We start from the raw sequence: 22,370 nt of genomic DNA on the forward strand, positions 1-22,370 counted from the left end.
CCGTTCTGGCTTCGCTAAATAATACGGCCCGGAACTGAACGCCCCGGACCGGCCCCCGCCGCGACTGCCCGCTCTCGGGCCGCGTCGCCGGTCGAGTCCGTTCGCGAATCTCGGGTACTGCAGGACGAGGTCAGCACTCCTACTCGTCGGAGTGCTGGGGCGGTCCGGCACCGGGCCCGATCGTTGGGCCCACTCACGGAGGTTGGCTAGCTCGTTTGCCACTGCGACTGGCGGCCGGTTGACGTTCTCAAGCTGGCGGCGTGTCGACGGGCTAGCGAGGCAGAAACGGTGAGGGTGCGCCGGTCCAAAGGACGACGAGGGCGTCGCGGGCGCGAGACGCGGCGACATAGAGCAGGAAACGTTCGCGGGCCTCGCGGTCGGCGCGTTCGTCGGTTGTCTCGCCCGCCAGCGCCTGGGCCGAGGGGAGGTTGTCGCGGTCGACGCCGAAGAGGATGACTCGGCTGAACTCGAGGCCCTTGGCGCGGTGCATGGTCATCAGACGGGGGGCATCAGCGCGGCCGCTGTCCTGACCGGCGACTACCTGCACAGGAATTCCCCGGTCCCGCAGGCCCTGGGCGACCGTGTCCCGCTGCGCTGCGCCACGGGTCAGGATCCCCAGACTGCCAGGCTCGACCGCGGTCCCAAGGGCAGAGTCATCGCCCGCGGCCGCGTCGGTGCGCAGGCTCAGCCAGGCGCGCAGCGTGGCAGCGGCGAAGTCGAGTTCATCGGTCAGGCCGGTGCAGGCGCGGAGCACCGGGGCCGGGCCGGACATGGCTGACCGGTATCCGGCGACGCTGTCACTCTCGTCGTCGAGGTCGGTGACGGGCGCGTCGCCGAGGATGCTGACCGCTAGGCGCAGGTTCTGCGCAGTCGTGCGGTAGTTCAGGGTGAGCCGGCGGCTGCGGCCTCGGACCTGGATGCCGTAGCGCGACAGGACGACCTTCTCGCCGTAGATGCGTTGATGGGAGTCCTCGGCGATGAACAGGTCGTCGCCGCCTTCGGCGACGAGCGCGCGCAGTAGGCGCCAGTGGCCGGGGTGTAGGTCCTGAGCCTCGTCGACAACGACATGATCGGCAGGGCGAGTGCCACGGGCTTCTGCGACCGTGTCCGCGCAGCGGGCGGCGAGTACTGCGATCTCGGCGAAGCTGGCTTTATGACCAAGGGCTAGTTGGCGGCGGTAGGCCTCCACCGCATCCCAGATCGCCATCCGCTGTGCCCGCGAGAGCCGCGTGCCGCGCCCCGGACGCGGAGCGCGCGCGTAGTCAGCCCGCGTGGTCACGTCGCGGGCGAGGATGACCATCCGGTACTCGCCGAGCAGGAAGCTTGGGCGGCCGAGGTCGCCGGTCAGCCCGGCGACGCGGGCGGCGTCGGCCCAGGCCGCGCGTTCCTCGCGCTCGGTGAGCGGCTCGGGGATGGCGCCGCTGGACAGCAGGTCGTTGTCGGCCTTCGCCCGGATCTCCAGCGGGGTGCTGCTGAGGATCTCCAACGCCAGCTGGTCGATCCCGCGAACGGCGATGCCTGGCTGGCCGAGATGGACCTGGGGGACCGCCGGGTCGAGAACGCGCAGGTCGCGCACGAGGTTGTCGGCCAGCGTGCGGGTGAAGGTCGTCAGCACGACTCGCGGATCACGCCCGGCGGTGGCCAGGTGGCGAGCCCGGTGTAGTGCCACGACGGTCTTTCCGGTGCCGGCGCCGCCGGTCAGCCGGTAGGCACCGCCGGTCCGCAGGTAGGCATAGTGCCGCTGTTCGGGATGCAGGAAAACCCGCCAGTCCGCGAACGTGCCGTCGAGGACGCGGCGCAGCTGCTCGTCGGTCTGGATCCGGACGAAGTCCATCAGCGTGCCCGGGCGTTCGAGCGCGGCTTCGACCTCGGCGTCGCTCGCCGGCCGCGTGCCAGGCTCCGGTCCGGCCGCGGCGTTCTGGATGACCGCGTTCTGAATCACGGCGTTCTGGATGACCGCGTGCTCGATGACGACGTTCTGCATGATGCTGCGCGCTGGCGGTGCGGACGTGGCGGGCTCGTCCGGCTGAAGCTGTGCCAGGACCTCGGCGACCGAGGCGCCCGTGGCCAGCGACAGCAAGGCGTCGGCCTGCCACGAAGGAACGTGCTGATCCCCAGCAATGGCGATCAGCGCGTCCTCATCAGCGCAGGCGAGCGCGCGTCGCGTTAGCTCAGCGGGCAGTCCGACGGCTTCCAGATCCATGGCGGTGAACCGTGCCAGCGGCGGCTCCGCACCGCCTGGCGGAAGGATGTCGCGGTCCGCCGTCTGGTCGGCGGCCGCGCCTCGGATGGCTGGCGCGGGCGGCGGCTGGACCGGTGCCGCCGACGCCTCCTCGTGGACCTCAAGGATGCCGGTGACGGGGTTGGTGGTCAGGACGATCCGCTCGGCCAGCGCGTTCGCCTCGTCGTGCTTGGCGACGGCGGCCAGAACGAAGTGTGGTTCGGGCTGCTGGGCGACGAGGAACATGACCGCCCGGAAGTTGTCGTTGACCCGGCCCGTCCGCACCCGCGGATCCCGGGAGCCCTTGATCGGCTCGATGTGCAGCCCGGGGCTCGTCGGGTCGGTCATCAGCTTCGTCAGAAAGTCCCAGGCCCGCTGCTTCAGCGACCCGTCGATGTCGAGCCGCTTCCGGAACTGCCGAGACATCGTGATGTTGCTCATCTACGCCCCCGTCTCCCGTCCACCATCGGCGCCTCGCAGAGCCGATCTCGGCAAGGCGGCGGCGTGCCGAATCCCTCAGGAGAACGGCTCGGGCGGGCTTTGCGGCGAGGCAGGACGTCCATGTCAACGCTCCACGGCGTTCAGCAGGTCAACGAGGCGATCGAGATCGGGGCCGGTGACCTGCCAGCCGGCGTCCGCCAGGGTCGCGGCCAAAGGCGCGTCGGGAGTGATGAGGACGGCAACGTGGCGGTCGGGCCAGGCGAGATCGAGAGGGTAGCCGTCGTCTGTCTCATAGCCCTGTTCGGGAAGCGGGACGCCTGCGCCGGCGAGGCTGGCGAGCAGGGCCCGTTCGTCGTCGTCGGCGGCCGTGTCCACGAGCGCCTGCCAGGCGGGGGTCAGCGCCGCCGGGGTGGCGGCGCTCCCCTTCGCCCCGATGGGCGGTGCCGGCACCTTGGGGGCCGGGGCGAGGGCCTGGGAGAGCGCCAGCGGCCGGGCGCCGGCGGCATGGCCGAGGATGTTCGACAGGGCGAGCCACGCACGCCAGGCGGCGGCGCCCTCGTCGGTGCTGAGGGTGTCGTCGCGGTCGTCGACGACAATGAGCGATCCGACGTCGTAGGGCTGGGTCGCGCGGGCCGCGGTGGCGACCGCGAGCGGGCCGTGCCGCCAGCTCCAGCCGAGAAGGCCGGGACCCGTGGTGCTCGGGGTCGACTGCGGCGAGCCGGCGGTACGCGGCGCGGGTGCAATAGGCCGGGCACCGAGAACCTCGGCGGCGATCGGTGCCAGGTCGGCTCGGTCGCCGATGGGCACCGGTCGCGCGGTGATCAGGGCGAACGGCAGTCCTTCGGCGAGGGTCCGCCAGGCGTCGGGCCTGGGATCCATGATCCAGTCGACAAGCTGCGTGACGGCGTCGGCTGTCGCCGTCGCATCGGACATCGAACCGGCCGGGATGCGCTGCTGACGCAGTGCGGCGAGCCGTCCGCGGACCGCCTCGGTGTACCAGGATGCGCCGGCGGGGTGGGCGTGGTCGCCGCGGGCGAGCGCCTCGAACGTGGCGACGTCGTCGTCGGTGACCGCCCAGACGCGGTTGCCGGCGGAGCGCAGCACCGCCCGCTTCGCCGCGTCGTCGGCGAGCCGGTTGTGCGCGGGGCTGGCGTGCCAGAGCCGGCCGTCAGCGAAGATGTAGACCCGCGGAATCGCCGGGTCCTCGCAGAGCAGCTCGAAGTCGGGCCGGGAGCCGTGGGCGTGGACCTGGGGCCGCAGCGTCCAGCGGCGGTGGACCTGGCCGGGGACGCCGAACCGGACCTCGGTGCCGACGAGCTGCGGGATCTCCTGGACGGCGGCGCCGCGGGCCCGCAGCGCCTCGGTCAGCACGCGCCGGAACCGCAGTTCGAGCGCGCTGTCGAGCGAGGGCAGCGGAATGTCGGCGATGGAACGCAGGCGTTCGGGATGCCAGCCACGGCCGGCCTGGTCATCGGCGTCCGGGCTGGCGCCGACGCCTGCGATCGGCAGGCCGAGCAGCTCGCGCAGCACCTGTTCGGCGCGGGCGCGGGAGGTGCGTTCGACCTGCCTGGTGAACGGCAGGAGGCAGCGCGGGCAGGCGAGCAGCCCCTCGCCCCGGCACGGGCAGGCGGCGACGACGTCGAGCGCGGCGGTGAGGATCTCCCGGACCCGGCTGGGGCGGGCCAGGTCGGCCAGGTAGCCCGTGCCGCCGGGAACACGGTCGTGCAGGAGCAGGGCGGTGCGGTCTTGGCCGTCGACCGGCAGGTGCGCCTCGATCAGGTCGAGGTGGTCAGGGTTGCCGCCGAGGATCTCGCGCAGGCCGAGCAGCAGCGCGGCGCGCAGCGACGGGACGCCGAAATGGTCGTAGGTGACGTGCGGCGGCAGCAGCACCCGCACGGCCTGGGTCCGCAGGGTCCGGCCGAGGGCGAGTTCCGCCCAGGGAACGGCGATCGCGGCGCGGTACTGGCACCAGGCCCGGTGCCGCGCGCCGGGCAGGTCGCGCACGCCCGGCTGGGCGGCGGGGACGACCCCGCAGCCGGGGCAGACGGTGAACAGCGGGGCGCGGACCTCGACGCCGGCGAGCACCCGGGGCGCGCCCTGCTCGACGGCGCGGCCGGCGTTGACCCAGCGGATGTCGATCTGGCGGACGTATTCGGCACCGAACGGGTAGCCGCGCAGCTGCCACGCGTCGGTGACCTGGTCGGGGTCGACGTCGGCGGCCGGGACGACGGTGAACGCGAGCCGGTCGCGTTCGTCACGGGAGTCGGAGATCGCCGCGTTGTCCCGCGAGACCTGCGCGGAGACCCGTTCCAGGGGCAGGACGGGAAGCGCCTGCCCCGTGTCCGCGAGGCCGGTGTGCCCGCAACGCGGGCAGCTCGCCGGGACCGGCGGCGACGGCTCGGAGCTCCGAGAGGCCTGCGACCAGCCGCAGGCGGAGCACAGCCGCCAGGTCTGCACCAGCGCGTCGAGGTCGCGCCCGACGTCGACGGCGTCGATGCGGACGGCGAGGCCCTGTGCGTAGAAGGTGGAGCCGGGTGCCCATTCGGTGAGCGCGATGGCGCTGCCGCGTTGGTAGGCGCGGGCCTCCTCCCGGTACTCGGCGGTCTCGTGGTCGACCCAGCGCAGGGTGACGTCGAGGCTGACGGTGTCGTCGAGGAGGGTGTAGTTCGGCAGGACGCCGCGTTCCTCCAGCGCAGCGACCCAGAACTGGCCGCCGAGGTCGTGGCGGCGCTTCGCCAGGAACTTCAGCTCGGCTCCGGCGAGCCGGGCGGCGAGCCGGTCCTCGTCGGTGGCGGTCGGCCGGGCGGCGGCCTCGCGCAGGCCCGGGACCTGCTCGCTCAGCGCCGCGTGCCGGTGGCCCAGCTCGTCGATCTCCCGCCGGTAGTCGACGGCCGCATGGCGCACCAGCCGGCCCAGTCCCGCGGCCTCACCGTTGGCGAGGCCGGCGCCGGCCCAGCCGCGCAGGTCGTCGGCGGTGTCGGGACGGACCAGATCGCCGAACAGGGCGAGGAATGTCTCCACGTAGTCCGCCGCGTGCGCGGTGGCGTCGTCGAGAAGCTCGCCGAGCCAGGTACCCGGGCCGGCGTCGACGTCGGGGAAGACCCCGGCGGCGTTCGCCGGGTCCGGCACGCCGGCGCGCGCACGCCGGTCGACGAGCCAGGCGACGTACTGCCGGCGCAGGATCTCGATCGCGTCGAGGTAGGTCGCCGGCGGGCGGACCTCGCCGTCGAGCAGCGCCAGCGGGTCGTCGAGCAGCGCGGAGTTGCGGGCCTGGCCGGGGACGTAGGCCAGGATCAGTGCGTTGCCGGTGAGCCGGCCGGCCCGGCCGACCCGTTGCAGGTAGGACGCGACGGATCGGGGCAGCGAGCCGAGCAGCACCGTGGAAAGATCGCCGATGTCGATGCCGAGCTCCAGCGTCGGCGTCGCGGTGAGCACGTTCGGCACCGCGGGCCCGGTGCCCTCGCGGAAGGCGGTCTCGACGTCGAGGCGGACCTTGTCGGGCAGCAGCGAGGTGTGCTCGTGGGCGACGACCCGGCGCATGTCGCCGCTGCTGTAGAGGGCGCGGTAGTAGTCGTCGCCGCGGGGCGCGCGGCGCAGCGTCCCGGGGCAGAGCTGGCGCAGGCAGGCGGCGCCGTCGAGGTCGTCGATGGTCTGGCGCCGGCCGGGGGTGACGGTCTGGCAGACGTCGCAGCGCAGCGCCAGCGACCCGTTGGCCAGGCCCGCGTCGTCCGTGGTGGCGAGGGTGATCCGCTCCGGGTCGAGGGCGAACACAGTCGCTCCGGAGTTCGTCCGCCGCGTCCGCAGCCAGCCAACCGCGGCCGCCTCCTCCAGCAGCGCCCGCGCGACTAGGCCGCCGTCCCTGTTCGTCAGCCGCAGCTGCCGGGCCGACCAGCGGGCGTACCAGGCCCGGGTGCTGGTGACGGCGGCGAGCCGGTCGGCGCGGGCCGCCGTCGTCGGGAACGCGGGCGCGGGCCGGCCTGGCGGGAACGCGGGCAGGCCCTCGTTGCGGGCGCCCCCGCGGCCCCCGGTGAGGAACCAGCGGTTGCCGTCGTCGTCGACGTACCGGTCAAGCCAGTGGTGCGCGATCCCGCCCTGGGTGCGAACCCGTTCGAGCACGCCGCGAACCCAACCGGCGAGGCGCGCGTCGTCGAGGGTGGCGCCGAGCGCGTCGTCGATGTCCTGGGCAAGGCTCTGCTGCTCCCGGGCCTTCGTGATCGCCCGGCGGCCGACGTTGCGCAGCGCCCGTGTGGAGTCGGTGTCGACCTCGGCGACGACAGCGCCGGTGAGTTCCAGGGTGCGGCCGGTCCGGGCGTTGAGGCCGAACTCCAGGGCCGCGTCGAACAGCAGCCGGCGTTCGACCGCCCGCCGGGCGCCGGCGCGGTCGCGGGCGTTGCCGGCGGGATGCCAGTAGCGGTGGAAGGCCGCCCAGTCGGCCACCGCGGGCGGGACGAGCCGGTAGCGGCGGACGGGGTCGTCGCCGGCCCGGTTCATCGCCTCCCGGGGCAGGTCGGCCAGCGCCAGCGGCCCCTGGGCGTCGATCGTCTCGAACAGCGCGGCACGCAGGCTGAGCGCGTGCGAGCGGGCCTGCACGAAGCCGGCCATGTAGGCGGCGTCCTGCACCGAGTCGGTGAACAGCAGGCTCTTCTTCTCTGCCCGGTCCAAGTGCGTCGAGCCGAACAGCGCCGACAGGCTGACCGACGTCAGCGTCGACACGCCGGTGCCGAGGAACCGGATGCCGTCGGGCTGCTGGCAGGACGGGCAGGTCTGGTCGCGGGCCGCGGCGTCGTCATCCCAGTCGACGAGCACCGGTACAGATACCGATTCGTCGGCTCCGCCCTCGGCCGGCGGGGTGCCGAGGAGCTGGAGGCTCGCCACGTCCAGCCAAAGGAGGCCTTCGACGGGCGCCGCGTCGTCATCGGCGAGCGACGCTGCTTCGCCCGGGGCGTGCAGAAAGGCCCGGAACCGCTGGTCCCCCGCGCGGGACGCCTTGCGGATCGACGCGTCGGACACCTCGACGGACCGGCCGAGCACCGAGCGCAGCGCCCCCCAACCCGAGCGGCCGCAGTGCCGGCAGTACAGCGCCGGCAGGAACAGCTCCGCGTCGGCGTGCGCGCCGTCGTCGGACCAGCGAAACGCCGGCACCGCGCCCCCCCGCCGGTCAACCCGCGTCACCTCTCGGATCCACAGCTGCGCGTCCACGCCGAGCAGCCGCCGGCCGGCGTCGCCGGCCGCGTCGCCACGGGCAGCGTCGGCGCGGGCCGCCGAGAGCAGGCCGAGGAGCGCCTCGACGACGAGCACGCCGTCGGCCCGGCCAGGGCTCGCGTCGTCCGGCAGGACCGCGGCGGCCAGCACCCGCGGCGGGGCCGGCCGCAGCGCCGCCGGCAGCAGACGTTCGACGAGCGGGTGGGCGGCCAGCAGCGCCGGTAGCCGGCCCCGGCCGCGCAGCCTTCGGATGTCCGCCGCCGACAGGCTCTCGCCGTCGCTCTCCCGGACGAACAGCTCCGCGAGCAGCGCGTGCGCCACGGCATCCGGGCCGCCGGTGGTCGCCGCGCGGACCGCGGCCGCCAGCAGCGCCGCCGACGCGACCGGCCGGGCCGCGATCCCCGGCGCGGTGCCGGCCGTCGCCGCCTGCCACTCGGCGGGCGACATCCGGTCCTCGACGACGACGGCCTCCGCGTCGAACGGGCAGCCGAACACCGTCTCGGCGAACGTCCGCATCGCCGCGAACGACGCCTCGTCGCCACCGCCGAGCGTCGCCGACGTCGCCACCGGCACGACATCGCCGAGCGGGGCGCCGTCGCGGGCGACGCCGAGCATCGAGCCGAGGCGGCGCAGCAGCATCGCCACATCGGTGCCCTGCGCGCCGTCGTAGGTGTGGAACTCGTCGAGCACGAGGTAGGTCAGCGACTCCTCGGCGCCGGCCCACAGGCCGCGGTCGTTCGCCCGCAGCAGCAGCTGGTCGAGCATCTTGTAGTTCGTCAGCAGCAGGTCCGGCGGGTCCGAGCGCAGCACCTCGCGCGACGTGATCAACCCCGCTGACGTCACCTGGGTGCGCTGCGGCTTGTCGTCTCCGGTATAGAGCCCGGCGGTCAGGCTCTTGAGGCGTTCGTCGCCGGTCAGCAGTTTCGCGAGCCGGCCCGCCTGGTCGTTCGCCAGGGCGTTCATCGGGTAGAGCAGCAGCGCCTTCAGCCCACGCTGGCCCTGCTGGCGCATCCGCAGGGCGTGGTCGAGAATCGGGATCAGGAACGCCTCGGTCTTACCCGAGCCGGTGCCGGTCGTGACCAGCGTCGGACGCGGTTTCGCGTGTTTCGACGACAGCCGCTCGAACGCCTGCGCCTGGTGGACGTACGGGGTGAAGTCCTGCTGCCACCAGTCCAGCGCGACCGTCCACGCGCCGTCCGCCGGGCGGAACGGCAGCCGCAGGCGAGCATACGGGCCGCGGAAGATGCCGGCGTCCGGGTCGGTCAGGAAGTCGGTCAGCGCCGCGCGGACGTCGTCGTCGGTCAGCGCGAACGTCGTCGACAGGTAGTCCGTCAACGCGCGGCGCAGATCCGCTGCCTGGAGCGAGGGCAGCAACGGGCCGCTCATGCCGAAGCGCCCCCGGCCGCCGGTCCGGTGCGAGCATCGGGGATCCTCGACGGAGGCTCCTCCGTGGCCGCCCGCTGCCGTTCGGCCGTGATCCGGGAGAAATGCTCGTGCGCCAGGCGCAGGTCCCGTTCGCGGTCGACGGTGAAGAACGGGCCGACATAGGTCCGCGTCGGCCCTTGGAGCGTGTGCACCGCCCGGCCGAGCGAACGCTGCTTGTCCAGCTCCTTCGCGAGTTCGGCCGGCAGCTCCCGTCCGAAGCTGTCGTACCGGGCCTTGCGCTCGTACTGCTGGAGCACCGGGAACTGCGTCCGGTAGACCGTCACCAGCTCCTCAGCCGTCAGCCCGAGCATCACGGCCACGATCGCGTCAATCTCCACCAAGGCCTGCCGCCGATCCGCCGCCCGCCGCAGCGGCGTCGCCCACTCCCAGACCGGAGCGACCTCCCCAATCTCTGGCCGGTCCCGGTAGTCAACGCCAACTCCTAATGCCCACGCGTCGATCGTCCAATCCGGCGAAAAAAGCTCCAGCCACAGCGGCGCATAGTCTCGGACCAGGCAGTTCAACCGCAGCGTCCGCAAGGCAAGCCGCGACTCCAACACATGTTGCCGAATGTGTGGCAGCTTACTGAAGACACCGACCGTGACGTCCGCGATCCCAGCAGCCTTGATAAAGAAGTCGGACGTTAGCGCACTCCAGAATCCAGCCGCGACTACGAGATCAAGATTATGGCCCACGGTGAGAGTATGGATCTGATTCATGTGCGTGGGCCCAGGCGGAAGGATCGCCGAATGAAGGCTGCGAACGGTAGCGGGATCGACTCTTCGACGCCACGCCAGACGAAAGTCATCACTACTGGGGTGAGAATTCCATTGGGGATAGGCAGCCCGAAATTCTTTCATTGGTCGACTGCGCACATAATTTGACTTCGAAATAAATCCCTCATCAATCTTCTCGAGATCTAGAAGGCTGTAATCCATCTGATTGCGGGCGGTCGGATTCGGCTGCTGGAACAATGGATTGCCGACGGTTAGATGTGGACCTTGCAATATTGCTTCGTCCCACGATGGCGGGGTCGATGGGCGACGCTCGAACCATCCGCGTTGACGGTCCGCCGTCTCGTGCCACCCCGGAACCCAAGAATAGGCAAGTCGCCCAAAGCGTGGCGCCCGCGCCATCTGCCCTAGCACGCCGGCGCTTGATCGGTTGACCGGGAAGAGCATTCTTGTACTTTCAGGCGACGCCTCAGGACCTTCGAGAAGGGCCGCCCACTGCCGAAGAACGTTCGTATCTACGGATGTAATTCGTGCCCGATGCGGTCGAGTGTCCCAGCGCCCGCCCTCGTCCCGCAATCCAGGCTCCGGCCCAGAGCCGTCGTGCACGAGGGACCGGTCGATAATGTCAGGCTGGTAGATCCATCCCGCATGGAAGAACGAAGGCTCCCTCATCCTTCCGTAGACATGGACCCCAAATCCCTGCTTGTGGCTAATTTCCGAGAAGATTTTCATGCTGTTCTGGAATCCCCAGTGCCGGCGCAGCCGACGGTAGGACTCCAGGCGAAGATCCGCCGCCCGAGACTCTGTATAGTGCGACTCGGGATGCAATAGGGAAACGACGCCATTCGAAGCGGCGGATCTCCAGGTTTGGTCCATGAAGCATCGATACAGATCTGGCTGAAGTCCATGCAGGCGCGGTCGGTCAACTGCGCTGCCAAAGTGCGCATTGGCGCCTTGCTGGTCAGCCCGCTGATCTATATACCAGGTTGCGGCGTCAGCCAAGGAAAAAGTGTACTCGCGACGCTCGATCTTCGTCTGCTCCGATGCGTCGGGAGCAAGAACCCACCACGGGTCGAACTCTGCCAGCACCCCGGCCTCGTCCCAGTCGGGGCGGACCCAGGGTGGGTTTCCAACCTGGAGGTCGAAGCCGCCCCGGGTGAAGACCTGGGGGAACTCCAGCTCCCAGTGGAAGAAGCCCTGCGTCTGAGCGATATCGGCGGCAACCGTCAGCCAGGGGTACTTGGCCAACGCCTCGTCGACGGGCAGTGAGAACGTGAATCCCAGGTCGAGCCTTTCGGCGGCGTCGAGGTCGCGCCAGGAGACGTCGCCGGTGAAGGTGGTCTGGCCGGCCTTCTCGGCGGCGAGCGTCCGGCGGTCCGCGGAGGTCACCCCGAGCAGGGCCTCCAGGCCGCCGAGCCAGGCTTGCCAGTCCGGCGGCGCGGTCGTCGTCGTCAGCGGCCACGACCAGAGCGCGCACCAGGCGTCCATGACCCGGCGAAGCCGCCGGTAGGCGTTGTCCTCGTCGCGCAGGAACGCCTCGACGTCCTCCCGGCGCACGGACTCGGCGGCGGTCCATTCTTCCCGGCGCTGCTCGTCGACGACCCGCGCCATACCGGTGAGCGCCGTCGGCTCGTCGGCCGTGCTGTCCGCTCCCCAGACCGCGGTGTCCCGCTGGATGCCCGCCTCGGCGAGGAGCAGCCGCCGGCGGGTCAGGTCCCAGAGCGCCTCTACTCGGAGAGCCAGTCTGCCGAGCCGCCCGCGGGTATGAGTGTCCGGGCTGCTGAGAATGCCCGAACGCCATTTCCGCAGCTCTTCGCGCTTCTCCGGGGCGTAGGTCTTCGCTTCGGGGGTGTCGATGACGGCGCCCCAGCCGGCGGCGGGGAGGAGGAAGTGGTGGATGCCCTCGCCAACGGAGGGAACGAAGCCGGGCGCGGTCGGGTCGTGCAGGCCGACGTCCTTGGGGACCGTCGTGAGCCATTTCTTGGCCTTGAGCAGGCCAGGGTCGTAGACGGCGCGGCGGGCGCCGATGAGGCTGTTGCCGCGGCGCAGGTGCAGGCCGAACCAGGGGGCGGCGAGGCCGGCCTGCATGGTGTCGAGCCACAGCGACACCTCGGCGAGCTCGACGGCGGTGGCGTTGAGGTCTACGCCGTAGACCTGGTGCAGCGCAAGGTAGGCCTTCACGCGTTGCAGCTCGGCTGGGTAGTCCTCCGCCGGGATGCGGACGCCGGCCTCGTCCTGGGCGCGGCGCAGGTATTCGGCGGCGAGCTGGCGGACGGCCTCGATGGCGAATGCGCCAGACCCGAGCGCTGGCTCGCAGATCGTCAGCCGCAGAATGTCGGCGGCCTTCGTCTGCACGCCGTCCTGGTCGAGCAGTTCGGCGAGCGCGTGGTGAACGACGGAGCGGGTCAGCGACTCGGGCGTGTAGTAGGACGCGGACTGCTGGCGTTCCCGGCCGGCGAGGCGGAACACGAACGAGCCGCGCCGGTGCAGCACCGGCTTCGGCTCGCCGGTCTGCTCGTCCTTCTCCCGGACCAGGGAATCGGCGAGGACTTTGTCGTCCCAGACCCGGTCGGCGGGGACGAGCCAGGTGCCGCCGGACGGGTCGCCGCCCTTCGCGACCTCGTAAAGGTCGGTCTCGGCGATCATGCCGGACCAGGACATCAGACCCTCGTAGACCGCGCCGAGCTGGTTGATGCCCAGCTCGCCGTAGGAGATGAAGCCGCGGTCCTCGTTCTTCTTCACCGGGGTGAGCAGCAGATGGCCCAGCACCTGCTGCAGCGCCTCGTTCCCGAGCCCGACCTCGTCGATCAGCGCCGTCGCGGCCGGCGCGAACAGGTCGGACCGCAGTGCCTGGAACACCAGCCGATCCCCGACACTCACGGCGTCGTAGCCGCCGTCGTCCTCGGCCAGCTCGTCGGCGCCGGTGAGGAGGCTGCCGGCGCCGGCGGGGCCGCGCTCGGCGGCGCCGCCCGCGTGCCGCGCCGCGGAACTGTTGATCTCCGCGTTCCGCGGAACGCCACCGCCACCCGCGACGCGCCGGGCGACCGGGCCGTCGATCTCCGCGTTCCGCGGAACGCCGCCAGCGGCATTCCGCGCGGCGGCGCGGCGGGGGTCGAAGCCCTCCTCGACGAGGCGGAACAGCAGCGCGAGCGAGTCGTAGAGGTAGGTGCCGTTGCGGGAGCGGTCGCTGGACAGGTCGGTGAGGATCACGTCGCGCAGCCGGTCGAGGCCGTAGCCCGCCTGATACTCGGGCGCGCCGACGGGCAGCACCTCCAACTGCGGCGACGCCTCGGCGTAGAGCAGGAAGAGGATCCGGTAGAGGAAGCGCAGCGCCTGGCGGGCAAGATCGCGGCCGAGGCCGGGCACGCCCAGCACCGGCAGGCCGCGGGCGGCCCGCCGGGCGACCACGTCGTTCGCGAGGATCGAGATCGACAGCCGCACGCCGGTCCGCAGCCCGGCGGAGACGCCGACGGTGTGCTGGACGGACTTCTCCAGCAGGCCGAGCCACGGCGCCTGGCCGTCGTCGGCGGGCAGCAGCAGGTCGGGGCCGAGCATCGCGGCGGCGTGCTCCAGCTCGCCGGCGCGTTTCGTGTCGCGCCGGTCGGCGACGACGCCGAGGTCGACGGCGAGCCAGCGGCCCTCGGCCCAGCGGGCCCGTTCGGCGAGCATCAGCCAGCGGCCGGCCTGGACGAGCACGAACGGTGGCGCGTCGTCGGTCAGGAAGATCGTCGAAACGGTCTTCGCCAGTGCGTCCTGGGGCTTGCCGTCCACCGTCGCCGGGTCGAATAGCAGCCCGCTCGCCGCGTCGAGGAGCTCTTCGACGGCGGAGACAGGCCGGGCCTCGACGACGAGCAGCGCGGTTCCGGTCGCCGACGGGTGGACGACGGCGGTAGGTAGTCGCACCTCGTCGCCGGACCGGTCCGACTTCCAGGAGACCGGATTGCGATCCAGCAGTAACGCGCGCCGGACCTCGCGATGGGTCTCGCGGACCGAGTCGTCGGACGGGTCCTCGCCCAGCGCGCCGAACCGGCGGGCGAGTGTCGTCGCCGCGTCGCGCAGCGCCGACCGGGCACTCGGATGGCCGGCCGCCTCGGTCTCGTCCCAGCGGTCCCGCAGGGCGAGGACCTCGGCGAGGAAGGTGCCGCCGCGCCCGTCCGAGGTGAGGTAGTGCTCCGAGATCCAGGACTCGCCGACGACGATGGCGTCGAAGCTGGGCATCAGTTTGGTTCTCCCAGGGGCATGGGGATGACGACGGCCAGGGGGCGTAGCAGCCGCTGACTCGCCTTCAGGGACAGCGCGATCTCTTCTTCCAGGCTGACCCGGCGGGCGAGGCGGCGGACCTTGGCCCGCGCGGCGCCGGTGAGCTCCAGTTCGAGCTGCGCGGCCTGCGCCCGCCACCGCCCCTGCCGGCCGGACCACGCCTGCAGCCGGCGGTCGAGGTCGGCGTGCTGGGTCTGCTCGGCGAGGTCGAGCGCGGCGGACGCCGCGTCGAGCGCGGCAGGTACCAACGCCGCCAGTTCGGGGGTGACGGTCGCGGCACCTGGGTTGACCGGTGCCTGGTCGGTCAGGCCCGTGCTTTCGAATAGTTCCAGGCCGTCGACCACTTGTGCGAACGGCAACGCGGCGCTGCCGGTCGGGAACTCGACGGACACCAGCTGACGGGTGACGACCTGGCCGCGCCGGTTCATGAGCGTCGCGAGGACCAGCACCCGCGGGATGTCGACCGTTCCATGGACGAGGGGCACCTCGTTACGACCGGATGCGGCCAACACCTTGTCCGCGGCCCAGTCGAGGACGGGGTGCAGCGGGGAGAGGAAGTGCGCCTCCGGCCAGGTCGACCCATGGGGTGGGACCACCTCGCGCACGGTGACGGTGTCGCCCTTGGTCGACCTGGCCGCCGGCCGGCCGCGGCGTTTCGGCGCGGCGGCGCCTTCGCGGGCGGTGCGCAGGCTGTCGAGCGCGACCTCCGGCGCGGTGGCCAGCAGTAGCTGCTGACGGACGCCACGCTCGGTGACGTACGACGCGGGCAGCGCGTCGAGGCGGGTCCGCAGGTCACGCGGCGGGGTCAGCGAGACGAGCGCCGCGCCCTGGTGCACCGTCCAGCCGACGCCGCCGCTGCCCGGCGGGGCGCCCCGCTCCTCGGTCGGCGGGCGCGTCGGCTGGTCGTAGACCTCGGCGAGGGCGTCCTGCAAGAACGCGAGGTCGGTCGGGTAAAGCGATTCGCGCGCCCTGGTCGGCGGCGGTGGCGGCAGCTCGGTGGTCGCGGCAGCGGCGGCGAAGTCGGTGTCGAACTCGTCGCCGAACATCGCCATCAGGTCGTCGTCACCGGCCGCGGCGCCAGCGTCGGGGATGAGGTCGTCGAGATCGCGGTGGCGGGCCAGCGCGTCGCGGATCGCACCCTCTTCGGCCTTCGGCGAGTGCAGGTGCATCAGCGTCGCCGCGTCGCCGAGCGTGCTGTGCGCCAGATGCTCCTTGGCGAGCAGCTTTTCGAGCACGCGGACGTCGCCGCTGAAGTGCTCGTCGGACGGGGTGAGCGCGAGCGCGGCGATCTGCGGCGGGTACTGCTGGCCGTAGCGATCGATCCGGCCATTTCGCTGCTCTATGCGTATGAGCGACCACGGGATGTCGATGTGCACGAGGTGGTGGCACTGGGCGTGCAGGTTGACGCCCTCGCTGGCCACATCGCCGGTGATGAGGACGCGTATCGGGCTCGCGGCAGTCTTGAAATCGTCGACGATGCGTTCCTGCTCGATGTCCGGCAGCGCGCCGTGCATGACGGCGATTTGGTCACGGGTGAGGCCGAGCAGCGGCGCCAGGTTGGTCGCGAGCCAGCCGAGAGTGGCGACCCGCTCGGCGAACAGCACCGCCCGGGTCGGCGAGCCCGCACCGACGCCCACCTTGCGCAGATAGTCCGCGAGAACGGTCAGCTTGCCGTTGGTCTTGGTGCCCTGCCGGCTGACGGCGGTCTCCGCCAGCTCGCGTAGTCGTTCGAGCGCTTGGCGTTCCCGTTCGGTGTCGCGGTCGGTCAGCGCGCTGATCCGCTTCAGCCTGCCTTCGGTCGTCTCCAGCAGCGCGGCCGGGGACGACAGGAACGCCTTCGCCAACGTCCAAGGGAACAGTGCCGCTCCCTTGCCGGACACCGGGGAGGTCGCGCCGGGGCGCGGATAGAGCCACGTCGTCGACAGCTCGGTGGCGATCGCGTCCTCGGCCGGCGACGGGGTCACCGGGATGACCAGCGGTTCCGGCCGCGGCGCCCAGTCGGCGCCGACCTCCGCGGCGACCTCCGGGGAGTTGCGGTGCCGGCGGACGAACAGCCGGGTGACGTCCTGGACGTCATACTCGCCGTCCGGGCCGACCGCCGTCGGGTCGAGCAGTCGCAGCAGCTCGGCGAACGAGTCCTTCTTGCCGTTGTGCGGCGTTGCCGAAGCGAGGATCAGCGCCTCGGCGTTCGGCGCCAGCACCCGGGCCAGCTCGTTGTTCAGCGTGCCGACATTGGTCAGATTGTGGGACTCGTCGATGACGACGACGTCCCAGCGGTGCTTCTCCAGGAACGAGCGGTACCGCGGTGACTTCAACGTGTCGATCGAGACGATGATCCGCCGGTAGAAGGTGAACGGATTGCGGTTCGCCGGCAGCTTCTGGCGGACTCGCTGCAGCCCGTCGGAGTCCAGGCGGACCAGCGGCAGGCCGAACCGGCACCACAGCTCGTGCTGCATCTGCTCCAGCACATGGCGCGGAGTGACCACCAGGACCCGGTCGGCGCGTCCCCGCCTCGTCAGCTCGGCCAACAGCATGCCGATCTCCAGCGTCTTCCCGAGCCCGACCGCGTCGGCGATCAGCACCCGAGGGCGCAGGTTCTCCGGCGCCAATGCGTGCGCGACCGCCTGACGCTGGTAGTTCAGCCGGTTGACCAGCATCCCGTCGGACACGGTCAGCGCCGGGTCGCCGAACGGCATCGGCGTGCGCCGCAGCGTCGCCTCCAGCCACAGCCGGGTCCGGCGATGCTTCGGCGACGCGTCCGACCGCAGCACGGCCTTGCGCGGGTCGAGCACGGTGATGTCCCGGTCGAGCGCGGTGAAGAACGTTGCGGCTGTCTCGCGAACCAGCTCGCTCAGCCCGACGACGTCCAGCCGCCAGTCATCCCAGGCGGCCCGCTCCGCCGCCGTGACCAGCCATTCCTCATCCCGGGCAACAACCACACACCCCGGCGCAAACGTGACCATGCCCCCGCCCCCCTGGCCCAGGGGGTAATCAGCCCGTCTGCGCCGAAGCGTGAGCGTACTGCTACCTAGGCGATATTTGTTAGCGATGCGGCAATATTGTCCGCATCGTGCGCCGGTCTCCGGCTACACGCTGCGCCACGTCCATGAGCACAACCGGCCGGCTTGCCCAGGACAAATCCAAGCCGGCCAAGCACGTCGATGTTGATGATGAAGGTGTGCGGATAGGCGAGAGGGTAGAAAAGGCCGTAGCAGGGCTCGCCTTGCTGGTCGGCTCGGCAGTGGCGGTAGTCGTCGCGTGGCAGGCGGGGCAGGGTGTCGCGGCGACGGCGGTCGCGGTGCTGGTCGGAGCCCCAGGACTGGCCTTGGCATGGGCGACCTTCAGAGCCGACCGTCGGGACGCCGCTGCCGCGGACACCGAGGTTGCCGGCGTGGCGGATCGACTAGCCGACCAGACTCGACGGCAGTGGTCAGCAGAGGCGGGTCGACGCGATCTCAACCAGCCGACGCTGGACGTCGCGTGGGAGCCCGCCAGCACATCCCTGTCCCAGCCGTGGGCCTTGCTGCAGCGGCGGGCCCGGGCCAGCGTCGGCTGGCGTCCGCCAGAACAACCGGCTGAGAGCCCAGCGCAACTCGCCGGCGTCGGGAGCGAACTCGTCCAGGTGTTGGCCCGAGTGCCCACCGGCCGGGTGATCGTGCTCGGCGAGCCTGGAACAGGCAAGACGACGCTCCTCATCCGCCTCGTCCTGGACCTGCTCGACCGGCGCATGCCGGGCGGACCGGTGCCGCTACTCATTCCGCTCGCGTCGTTCGATCCCGACCGGGACACGTTCTCCCGCTGGTTGGAAGCCCAGATCATTCGTGAGAATCAGTGGCTAGAAACGCGCTCGGCCGCCAGGATCAGCCGCGCCCGTGCCCTCCTCGACGCCAGACTGGTCCTGCCAATACTGGACGGTCTTGACGAAGTCCGCGCGACTGGCCGCGATCGGGTCATCGCCGCCATCAACACCGCCGTCGCCGACGGCCAGCCACTCGTGCTTAGCAGCCGAGTAAAAGCATTTCGTCATGCCATTCGCCCAGGCCGAGGCCGGCTTATCCATGTCGACGGCGCCGTCGCGATCCGACTGCGCCCGCTGGATCCCGCACAGACAGCTGCATATCTCATCGACTCCGCTGGCGGCCACGGTCCTGAACGCTGGGCCTCTGTCCTCACTGCCGTGACCACCAGTCCGGCGTGTCCAGTTGCCGAGGCTCTCTCCACGCCGCTGATGGCCAATCTGGCCCGCGCCATCTACAACCCCCCGCGATGCGAGGCCGCTAGCGGCCTTCCCGACCCAGCCGAGCTGTGCGACGCGGCTCGTTTTCCCACTCGCGCCGCCATCGAGGAGCACCTCCTTGACGGACTCGTCCCCGCCGCCTACCGACCGCACCCAGAGCAGGCACGGCAGTGGTCAGCTGACCAAGCCATCGACTACCTTAGATTCTTGGCCCGCCATCTCGAACATCGCCAGCGCACCACCGGCCTCGCCTGGTGGGAAATACATCGCGCTACACCAAAAACATACATTTCCCTCACAGCCACCACCGCCTTCGGGCTCGCGCTCGGGCTCGCCTTTGGCGCTGTATGTGGACTCCAATACGGCTTCCTCTTCGGATTCCCATTTGGATTCACGACTGGACTAACATTCAGTGTTCCCCTCGGGCTCGCAGCCAGGGGGCGCAGCATGACTCCGAGAGGGATATTTCTACACCGCCCACGACTAGTCGATCTTTGCGGCAGGCTCGGGGGCCTGCTCACGGTTGGACTCGGAATCGGGGTCGCGGTGGGAATCGCGCTCGGAATTGGGGCCGAGACAGAGCTCGGACTCACGTTTGGAATCGTTTTCGGAATCGCGGGCGAAATCGCGTTTGTGCTGGCATTTGGACTCGGGCTCGACACAACGATTGATACCCCACGATCCGCAGACCCGCGATCCGTACTCGCCAAGGACCGATCGAATGCGTTCGCGTTAGGGCTCACAGTCGGCATAGTGTTCGGGCTTGCGATTGGGATTGCCTTCGCGATCATGTTCGGGCTTGCGACCGGGCTTGCGGCCGGGCTTGCCGTTGGGCTCGCATTCGGACTCACTATCCCACTCGCCTCAGCGTGGGCCCGGTTCCGTATCGCCTGTCTGTGGTTGGCCTGGCGCGGCCATCTACCCGTCCGGCTGATGGCTTTCCTGTCCGATAGCCACAAGCGGGGAATTCTCCGACAAGCCGGAGCAACATGGGAATTCCGCCATGCCAACCTTCAACATCGCCTCGCGACCCAGCGCTGAATCTGCCAAATGCTGGTCGCGGACGCTGATCCAGCTGCGAAGGTTCGTCCCGCCCGCGGATGCAAGGCACGTGCAGGCTGAAGCGTTGCCCGACTGGCACTCCGTGAGGTACTTAGGTACCCTGGTGCCGGGAGGTGAGCGGTTATGACGACCGCGGGACCGCGCCGTCAGGCGCCGCTGAAGGTCGACCCGGCGACGGACGAGCTGATCTCGCAGGCGGCGCACTTCCTTGGTATGTCGAAGAAGGACCTCGTCGCCGAGGCCGTGCAGATCTACCTGAAGCAGCGCCGCGAGGAGATCCGCCTGGGGATGGTCGCCTCGATGAGGGTCCTCGACGGCTCCCTCTCGGCGAGCGTCGCAGCGCTGACCGGGCTATCCCCTGAGCGGATCGAGCAACTCGGCGGCGCCGGAGACTGGGAGACCTGACCCCGATGCCCGTCCGACCCACCCTGCGCTGCCTCCGCGAGGATCTGCGCCTGCCCGTCCCACCGGCCAGCACACCGCTCGACCAGGTCGACCATCCCCTCCTGGCCAAGGCGACCGAGCAGTTCGCGGATCCAGACACCCCGCATGAACGGATCCGGGCCGTCGACGATGTCGTCCTGTTCAAGGTCAAGATCGGCCGTTGGCGTGGCGCGGCCTATTCCGATGACGCCACCGAGGTCCACGCTTGGCTGGTCGCGGCCGGCATCCGCGAGGACGGCTCATCCGAGGACTTCTACACGGCCCTGCACGCCCAGGCCCGCGCCGCTCGGCAGCGCTTTAACGCCGACCACGACAAACCGCTCACGACCGACACCCACAGCCACCACCTGCTCCCCGGACCCGACGACGAGGACCGCTACCGCCTCGAAGCCGGCACCCGGCTCGCACTCCGCCTCGACGCCACCGTCCGCGACCTCACCCGCGGCTCCCTACGCGACGGCCACGAACACGCCGCCGACCTCGCCGGCTTCCGCCTCGGCATCCTCATCCGCGCCGATCACGGCCACGAGACCTACGTCGCCGTCCGGATCACCGGCTCCGTCCCGGCCAACCTCACCGCGGTGATCCTCGCCCGCGTCCCCGGCTGCGCCCCCGACGGCTGGTTCCCCGAGTACGCCCTCCCTGAACGCCACCTGCTCCCCGCCGAACAAGCCTGGTCCAACCTCATGGACCCCAAAGCCGCCGCACACCTCCTCGACGACTAGCAATAGCCAGGCTCGACCTCCGCAGGGACGAACTGCCGGTCGCGCTCGCCCGGTCTACGGGGTGCTGGCGTCGCTGGGTTCCCGCTCGCCGACATATCAGCAGTACTGAGCCGCGCGGCGGCGCGTCGATCGACCCAGATCGCCACGCGGCTCTGTCGGCGTGGCCAGCCGATGGCCACGCCCCAGCAGCCACGCTCAGCGACGACACCCCCGACAATGATCGAGTCCACGCCGAGTCCACAGACACCCGCTCACAGCCACCTCTAGCCGGCCACGACCGGACACCCAGCGTCACGGAGATCGCTCCAGCCGCCGAGCTCCCCTACGGTGATTTTGGCCTCTGACCAGCACAGACGCCCCGCCAATCAGCCCTTCAGCAGCTGCCGGGCCATCACTACCCGCTGGATCTGGTTGGTGCCTTCGTAGATCTGGGTGATCTTGGCGTCGCGCATCATCCGTTCGACGGGGAAGTCGCGGGTGTAGCCGGCGCCGCCGAAGAGCTGGACGGCGTCGGTGGTCACCGACATCGCCGTGTCGGAGGCGAAGCATTTGGCGGCGGCGGTGATGAAGCCGAGGTTCGGCTCGCCGCGCTCGGCCCGGGCGGCGGCGACGTAGACCATGTGCCGCGCCGCCTCCACCCGCATCGCCATGTCCGCGAGCATGAACGCCACGGCCTGGTTGTCGGCGATCGGCCGGCCGAACTGCTTGCGGTCCTTCGTGTAGGCGATCGACGCGTCCAGCGCTCCCTGGGCGATGCCGACCGCCTGCGCGCCGATCGTCGGGCGGGTGTGGTCGAGGGTGGCCAGCGCGGTGCGCAGGCCGGTGCCGGGGGCGCCGATGATCCGGTCGCCGGGGATCCGGCAGTCGGTGAAGTGGATCTCCCGGGTCGGCGAGCCCTTGATACCGAGCTTGCGTTCCTTGGAGCCGACCTCGAAGCCCGGGTCGTCCTTGTGCACGACGAACGCCGAGATCCCGTCGACCTTGCGGGCCGCGTCCGGATCGGTCACCACCATCACCGTGTACCAGGTCGAGATCCCGGCGTTGGTGATCCAGCACTTGGTGCCGGAAAGGATCCAGTCCGACCCGTCGCGGGTGGCGCGTGCCCGCATCGAGGCGGTGTCCGAGCCGGCTTCCCGCTCGGACAGGGCGTAGGAGACCATCGCCTCGCCGGCGGCGACCGACGGCAGCACCTGCTTCTTCAGCTCCTCCGATCCGGCGAGCAGGATCGGCATGGTGCCGAGCTTGTTCACCGCCGGGATCAGCGAGCTCGACGCGCAGCCGCGGGCGACCTCCTCGATCACGATGCAGGTCGCGACCGAGTCCGCACCCTCGCCGCCGTACTCGGCCGGGACGTGCACGGCGGCGAACCCGGCCCGGTTCAGCGCGTCGAGCGCCTCCTGCGGGAAGCGCTCGTGCTCGTCGACGTCCGCCGCATGCGGAACGATCTCGGACTCGACGAGGTCACGCACCGCCTCGCGCAGCGCGACGTGCTCGTCCGGCAGCCGGTACAGATCGAAACCGGAGTCCACCTTTGGCCTTCTTCCTGCCTCGCTCATGAAGCGCTCGCCGTGCCACCCGGGCGGCCCCCGCGACTCACGTCCCGCGGCGCCAGCCCTGGC

General features: G+C 70.8%; 8 protein-coding genes. 3 read left to right on the top strand and 5 right to left on the bottom strand.

The window, feature by feature from the left end; translation table 11 throughout:
• Positions 1-271: 271 nt before the first annotated feature.
• The 4 genes from FRCN3DRAFT_RS0228145 to FRCN3DRAFT_RS0228160 form a co-directional block, all read right to left on the bottom strand.
• Positions 272-2,662 carry a 3'-5' exonuclease gene (locus tag FRCN3DRAFT_RS0228145; protein ID WP_007514920.1) on the bottom strand — a complete coding sequence of 797 codons (2,391 nt, stop codon included), beginning with the start codon at positions 2,660-2,662 and terminating at the stop codon, positions 272-274.
• Between the two features lie 123 nt (positions 2,663-2,785).
• Positions 2,786-9,250 (bottom strand): DEAD/DEAH box helicase, encoded by a 6,465-nt coding sequence (locus FRCN3DRAFT_RS57240; protein ID WP_007514921.1) that lies wholly within the window; start codon positions 9,248-9,250, stop codon positions 2,786-2,788.
• A complete protein-coding gene (locus FRCN3DRAFT_RS56625; RefSeq protein ID WP_007514922.1) occupies positions 9,247-14,241 on the bottom strand; it encodes an Eco57I restriction-modification methylase domain-containing protein in 4,995 nt (1,664 codons plus the stop codon). Before FRCN3DRAFT_RS56625 ends, FRCN3DRAFT_RS57240 begins: the two co-directional genes overlap by 4 nt.
• A complete protein-coding gene (locus tag FRCN3DRAFT_RS0228160) occupies positions 14,241-17,246 on the bottom strand; it encodes a helicase-related protein (RefSeq protein ID WP_007514923.1) in 3,006 nt (1,001 codons plus the stop codon). Before FRCN3DRAFT_RS0228160 ends, FRCN3DRAFT_RS56625 begins: the two co-directional genes overlap by 1 nt.
• Positions 17,247-17,389: 143 nt before the next feature.
• Between FRCN3DRAFT_RS0228160 and FRCN3DRAFT_RS56630 the strand changes: the two genes are divergently transcribed.
• The 3 genes from FRCN3DRAFT_RS56630 (at position 17,390) to FRCN3DRAFT_RS54370 (ending at position 20,751) form a co-directional block, all read left to right on the top strand.
• Positions 17,390-19,561 carry an NACHT domain-containing protein gene (locus FRCN3DRAFT_RS56630; RefSeq protein ID WP_084174283.1) on the top strand — a complete coding sequence of 724 codons (2,172 nt, stop codon included), beginning with the start codon at positions 17,390-17,392 and terminating at the stop codon, positions 19,559-19,561.
• A 144-nt stretch (positions 19,562-19,705) separates the two neighbouring features.
• Positions 19,706-19,987 carry a hypothetical protein gene (locus FRCN3DRAFT_RS0228170; RefSeq protein WP_007514925.1) on the top strand — a complete coding sequence of 94 codons (282 nt, stop codon included), beginning with the start codon at positions 19,706-19,708 and terminating at the stop codon, positions 19,985-19,987.
• A gap of 5 nt (positions 19,988-19,992) precedes the next feature.
• A complete protein-coding gene (locus FRCN3DRAFT_RS54370; protein WP_007514926.1) occupies positions 19,993-20,751 on the top strand; it encodes a hypothetical protein in 759 nt (252 codons plus the stop codon).
• 365 nt (positions 20,752-21,116) lie between these two features.
• Here the strand turns inward: FRCN3DRAFT_RS54370 and FRCN3DRAFT_RS0228180 are convergent, their stop codons facing one another.
• Positions 21,117-22,280 (bottom strand): acyl-CoA dehydrogenase family protein, encoded by a 1,164-nt coding sequence (locus tag FRCN3DRAFT_RS0228180; RefSeq protein ID WP_007514927.1) that lies wholly within the window; start codon positions 22,278-22,280, stop codon positions 21,117-21,119.
• Positions 22,281-22,370: the final 90 nt, after the last annotated feature.

This window comes from Pseudofrankia saprophytica (assembly GCF_000235425.2).
GTDB lineage: Bacteria > Actinomycetota > Actinomycetes > Frankiales > Frankiaceae > Pseudofrankia > Pseudofrankia saprophytica.

Excerpts from the sequence above, each read along its gene's own strand:
- FRCN3DRAFT_RS0228145 (WP_007514920.1), bottom strand. The coding sequence starts at position 2,662 with ATGAGCAACATCACGATGTCTCGGCAGTTCCGGAAGCGGCTCGACATC.
- FRCN3DRAFT_RS57240 (WP_007514921.1), bottom strand. The coding sequence starts at position 9,250 with ATGAGCGGCCCGTTGCTGCCCTCGCTCCAGGCAGCGGATCTGCGCCGC.
- FRCN3DRAFT_RS56625 (WP_007514922.1), bottom strand. The coding sequence starts at position 14,241 with ATGCCCAGCTTCGACGCCATCGTCGTCGGCGAGTCCTGGATCTCGGAG.
- FRCN3DRAFT_RS0228160 (WP_007514923.1), bottom strand. The coding sequence starts at position 17,246 with ATGGTCACGTTTGCGCCGGGGTGTGTGGTTGTTGCCCGGGATGAGGAA.
- FRCN3DRAFT_RS56630 (WP_084174283.1), top strand. The coding sequence starts at position 17,390 with ATGAGCACAACCGGCCGGCTTGCCCAGGACAAATCCAAGCCGGCCAAG.
- FRCN3DRAFT_RS0228170 (WP_007514925.1), top strand. The coding sequence starts at position 19,706 with ATGACGACCGCGGGACCGCGCCGTCAGGCGCCGCTGAAGGTCGACCCG.
- FRCN3DRAFT_RS54370 (WP_007514926.1), top strand. The coding sequence starts at position 19,993 with ATGCCCGTCCGACCCACCCTGCGCTGCCTCCGCGAGGATCTGCGCCTG.